4 protein-coding genes are annotated in these 5,424 nt (G+C 51.6%); all 4 read right to left on the reverse strand.

Going from position 1 to position 5,424, the window contains the following annotated elements:
- Positions 1–385: 385 nt before the first annotated feature.
- A complete protein-coding gene (locus Q1K23_RS01265) occupies positions 386–1,828 on the reverse strand; it encodes a TrkH family potassium uptake protein (protein WP_300361410.1) in 1,443 nt (480 codons plus the stop codon).
- On the reverse strand, positions 1,818–3,134 hold the full coding sequence (locus Q1K23_RS01270) for an NAD-binding protein (RefSeq protein ID WP_300361412.1): 1,317 nt from the start codon (positions 3,132–3,134) through the stop codon (positions 1,818–1,820). The genes Q1K23_RS01265 and Q1K23_RS01270 overlap by 11 nt, the downstream gene beginning before the upstream one ends.
- Positions 3,135–4,562, reverse strand: a complete 1,428-nt coding sequence (locus tag Q1K23_RS01275; protein ID WP_300361455.1) for a chloride channel protein — start codon at positions 4,560–4,562, stop codon at positions 3,135–3,137.
- 22 nt (positions 4,563–4,584) lie between these two features.
- On the reverse strand, positions 4,585–5,424 hold an 840-nt coding region (locus tag Q1K23_RS01280; protein ID WP_300361415.1), incomplete at its 5' end, for a mechanosensitive ion channel family protein.

Genomic DNA, 5,424 nt, shown 5'->3' on the forward strand with positions numbered 1-5,424 from the left:
CGTTGCACCTCCTTGACTATGCTATGGCATAGCCTGCGTCGGTGCGCCTTGCCAGAAACAAAGCTTGCAAAGCTATGACCGCATAGGGTTTTTAGAGGTGCCCTGTAGTTATTATATCCGACGAAGGAAAACTGAGAGTAAATGGAACTTTAAGAGCAACCGCCTTTTGGCAGTTGCCCGTGGAAAGTAAAATTTCTGTAAAGAAACCTGTATATTGACGTGACGCTCTTTCATCGTCTCCTCTTTGATGCATACGAAGACGCGACCGTCCAGACGCATCAGACGACATCACGCCTTTTGGACCTCAATCGAAGAGGCCGATTCGACCTTCTTCGAAATTTCAGCTATATCACGAACCGTTCAGAAAATCGCAATTTTCTACCACTCAAAAACGTTTCCAGAACGACGCCGTAAAAAGTATGTACACGGTATAACACTCCAGACGGCCTACGATCATGCCGAAGGAGAGGACGAGTTTGTCGATGTCGCTGAAAAACCCGAAGTTTTCTGCCGGTCCCACGTGGCCGAAACCGGGTCCGACATTGCCCACGATGGCAAGAGCCCCGGATATCGCCGTCATCTCGTCGTATCCCCGCGCATAGATATAGACGCTCATAAGTCCCACCGTAAAGACGAAAAGCGTGAAAAATCCGAAAGTCGAAGCCAGTACATGGCGTTCGAGCTTCACACCGTCGACGAAAACGGATATCAGAGCTTTGGGGTGGAGAATGCGTCTGAGCTCGGCGAAAAGTGTTTTGAAAATGACGACATAGCGGATCACCTTCACGCCTCCGGCCGTCGAACCGGCGTTTCCTCCCACCAGCATGGCGACGAAAATGATCGCGACGGCAAGATGGCTCCACGTGCCGTAATCGATCGTGGCGAAACCCGTCGTCGTCATGACCGACGCGATCGTGAAAAAGGCGTGGGTCGCCGCGTGGGTCGCCGCGTCGCCCCCCAGCTCCATATGGACCAGCGTCAGAAGCGTCCCAAGAATCGCGAAGATAGAAAGATACCAGCGCACCTCCTCTCCCCTGTATCCGCTGGTATCACGGTAGAGAAGTTTCAGATGCGCCAGGAAGTTGATGCCGGAGACCATCATGAAAAAGGTGGTGGTCCATATGATCCAGGGGCTTTGGAAAAAGCCCAAAGAACTGTTTTTCGTCGAAAAACCGCCGGTGGAGAGGGTCGAAAATGCGTGGTTGACCGCATCGAACCAATCCATGCCGAAAAGTTTCAAAAACAGGGTATCGGCCAGTGTCAGCAGAAGATAGATCCCCCAGAGACTGAGTGCCGTGTCCTTGATTTTCGGGCGGAGTTTCTCGATCTGTATGCCCGTCGCCTCGGCTTTGAAAAGGGAGAGGCTTCCTGTGGGGTTGATCACCGACAGAAGCCCCACACCCAGAACGATGATCCCCACGCCACCGAGCCAGTGCATCAGACTGCGGTGGAAAAGTATCATGTGCGGAAGACTTTCGATATCGGTATAGACCGTGGCGCCTGTCGTCGTAAAACCGCTGATCGCTTCGAAAAATGCCGAAGTGAAAGTGACATGCGTATAGAGAAACAGCGGCATCGCACCCGCCACACCGATCAGAATCCAGAGCAGATTGACCACGAGAATGCTCTCTCTGATTTTCAGGGTCACCGGATGTCTGCGCAAAAAGAGAAAGATCGTCAGATTCATTCCGACAAAGAGTGCATCGAATAGAAAAAGAGCGAATATCGATTCGTCATAGAGCCATCCGATCATCAGATCGAACCCGAAAAAGAGGCCGAGCGTCACGCCGATGAGGCTGAGGACCTTGAAAATGCTTCTATAGTCCATAGAACCAGACTTTCAGTTTGGGTGCATTCTCTTCCGTCGTGAATCCGACGATGAGATCCTCCTCTTCCATCACGAGAGGCCTGTCGAATCGTATCAGCTCCTCTCTTCTCACAAGGTAGAGCCTGGCACCATCCTTGAGTTTGGAGGGTTTGACCTTTTTTCCGATCAGATGGGAATTCCTGAAGATTTTTCGCAGAAAAATCGTCGCCTTTCCACCGCAGAATTTCCTCTCCATGATGACGCTGCTCGAATAGATCGACTCGAGAATCGCGTTGTAGGCGCTCATTTTCGGACCACGCACGACGACGATCCCCAGAGAGTGCATCAGGTTGTAGTACTCCCTTTCGTTGTTGACGGCTACCACTTTGTGGATGCCGTGTTCCTGTGCCTCGAGACATTTGATGATGTTGTATTCGTCGTTGTCGGTGGCGGCGATCATCAGATCGGCATATGCGAGCCCTTCCTCCTCGAAAAGTTCACTGGTGCCATATTTGCAGCTGAGGGTCATCGCTTCCCCTTCGAGCTTTTCGTCGGCTTTTTCGCACAACTGGACGTTTTTCTCGATCAGTTTGACCTCGATACCGTTTTCGATCAGTTTTCTGGCGATCGCAATACCCAGATCGCCCGCCCCGAAAACGACACACCTTTCGATGGAGCGGGGAGTTTCCGTGTCGAATTCACGGCACAGTTCGCGAATCTTCTCTTCATCACCGAAAAGATAGACCAGATCGTGGGGTTCGACGGGGGCATCCTCGTCGGGGATGAAAAATCTCTTTCCTCTTTCGATCCCGACGATATCGAAGCGCTCCTTCTTCAGACGCACCGGTTCGTCGAGACTCGCAGCCCAGACCGAGATCAGTTTGAACGCCGTATGCCTGAAAAACTTGACATTGTTGGCTTTGGGATATTTCAGCAGCATCGCCACCGTCTCCGATGTCAGATCGAGGGGAAAGACGGTCTTGGAGATGCCCAGTTTTTCTCTGATCGAGCTCTTGTCGAAAAAAGCGTTGCGCAGACGTATGACCTTTCGCTTCAGATCGATCGTATCGTCGACGATCAGTGTCGAAATGAGGTTGGCCTCGTCCGTATCGGTGACGGCGATAAAAAGATCCGCTTTTTTCTCGATCAGTTTCCTGTATGTCTGTGGATCTTCTATATCCCCATGGATCGGGAGAATGTCAAGCGACTCTTGCAATCTATGGAGCGCTTCCGCGTTTCTATCGATAATCGTGACGTTGTGTCCGATGGAGAGCGTTTTGGCGAGATTGAATCCGACTCTTCCGGCTCCTGCGATGATGATATCCACTTACGCCTCCTTCTTCTCCTGCTTGAGCGTCGACACTTTCCGTTTTTTCTTTTCACTGAGGACTTCACGGCGTTTTTGTAATCTCTTTTTGATATTGCGTATACGCCCAATCTCTTTTTCTTCGAGATCGACATCCGCATTTTCTATCACTTCACCCACACGGACTTCGAGCATTTCGGACTTTTTCATCGCGAGAATCTGTGATGGGAATACACTCCGATGTCCCGTGATCAAAAAACTGATGACCGCACTGAGCGCGGCGTAATGGGCGATCTCGAGTCCGAAAAGTTCCACTGCCATGATTGTTGCGGCAATAGGCGCGTTCGTGGCACCCGCCAGGACACTGACAAAACCGAGTGCCGCGAAAAGTGTAACATGGCTGTCGCCGATAATCTGTGCGAACGACATCCCGCTGGTTGCCCCGATATAGAAAAGTGGCGTAATGATCCCTCCGCTTCCACCGACCCCGAGTGTGATAGAGGTGAAGATCGTTTTAAGTATGAAGGCGTACCACGGAATATCGGCCGGAATGTAGGGATGTGGTGTCAAAACATCTTTGATGGTCCCCAAACCGAGACCAAGATACATTTCACCGAAAACCAGCGTCAGAAGAACGAGCACGGCACCGCCGAGAAGTGCGACGAGATAGGGATGCAGGGAGAGTTTTTTGATGAAATGGTGGGTCATGTTCATCACCGTGACGATCAGATCCGAAACGATACCGAAAAAGATGCCGGCCGCCACCACCTTCAGGATGAGAGGCAGATCGAGTGTCACGGACTGAAAGAAGTGGATGTCGAAATAGGTGTATTCGATGCCCAGAAACTGTGCCGTCGTGAAAGCGGCGAATCCGGCGATGAAGGATGGCAGCAGCACATCGTAGAGGATGACACCGATGATCAGCACTTCGACCCCAAATATCGCACCGGCGATCGGTGTGCCGAAAACGGAGGCGAATCCGGCACTGATTCCGCAGATGACCAGCTTTTTTCTATCCTCCTTGGAAAACCCGAGTATATCCGAAAGCAGCGAAGCGGTCCCCGCACCGATCTGTGCACCCGGTCCCTCTTTACCGACCGACCCTCCGGCAAAGAGTGTCAGGACTGTCGCGAAGAGTTTCACAGGGATTACCGCCAAATCGATCTTTCCATGTTTTTTGTGTACCGCTTCGATCACCTTTTCGGTGCCGTGCCCTTCGGCATTGGGCGCGAAAGTGCGGATCAGAAAAACGGTCAGAAAAAGAGCCAGGGGCAGCAGATAGAAGTAGGGAAAAGGCAGATCCGCACGGTTTTGTTCCCCGACGATCAATATCTTCAAAAAGAGGGTTACGATCGCACCGATGACGATGCCGATTACGGATGAGAGTACGACCCATTTGGCCACACTCAGAAATATCGCCATCTGCTCGGTCAGATGTTTGCGGATCATACGCATATTTTTTTACGGCTCCTCATTCCGACAGGAGTTTCGTTCTTTTAGCCATCGACGTGAAGCTCTCCTCTATATTTTCCGGATCGAAATAGATCGACTCGGAGGGGAAGGCGAAATCGAGATGATATTTTTCGAGAATTTCCCAAATTTTCAGCATCACATCCTGTTTGACTTCCAGCCACTCCTGCCAGACGACGCTTTTACTGAAACAGTAGACCAAAATGTTGATGGAAGAGTCGGCGAACTCGTCCAGAAAGACCAGCAGGGTCGTTTTGACGCCATATTTGTCTTCGAGCGAAAGCAGCTTCTTTTCGCGGCGGGAGCGTCTTTGGAAAATCTTTTTGCCGTCGACTTTTTTGGAGGAGGCGATGCCGGGATGCTCCGAAAGCATCTTTTCGATCTCTTTGACCGCGGCCATGAGGTCCTCGCGCTTCGAGTCGTAGGTGACACCGATCACCATTTTGATGCGGCGTCCCACGGTCCGTTTGCTCCAGTTTTTCAGAGGATTGTTGGCCAGCGTGGCGTTGGGCACCGTGATCATCGCGTTGTCGAATGTCCTGATCATCGTACTGATGAAGCCGATCTCCACGACCGTGCCTTCCACATCGGGGGTTTCGATCCAGTCTCCCTGACTGAAAGAGTTGTCGAAGATGATCTTCAGTAGGCCGAAAAAGTTGCTGAGCGTATTCTGCGCCGCCAGTGCCACCGCCAGACCGCCGATCCCCAGGGAGGCGACGACACCGGTGATGTTGACTCCCATACGCACCAGCAGCATCGAAATGGCGATGATGACGATGATCGCCTTGACGATGGAGATGATCAGATTGATCAGCTCCTGTCTGAGCTGTTTGTTTTTGAG

This window comes from Hydrogenimonas sp. (assembly GCF_029933015.1).
In the GTDB taxonomy this organism is placed as follows: Bacteria; Campylobacterota; Campylobacteria; order Campylobacterales; family Hydrogenimonadaceae; genus Hydrogenimonas.

Bases quoted from the DNA above. Each gene is read 5' to 3' on its own strand.
- Q1K23_RS01265 (WP_300361410.1), bottom strand. From the start codon at position 1,828: ATGGACTATAGAAGCATTTTCAAGGTCCTCAGCCTCATCGGCGTGACG.
- Q1K23_RS01275 (WP_300361455.1), bottom strand. From the start codon at position 4,562: ATGATCCGCAAACATCTGACCGAGCAGATGGCGATATTTCTGAGTGTG.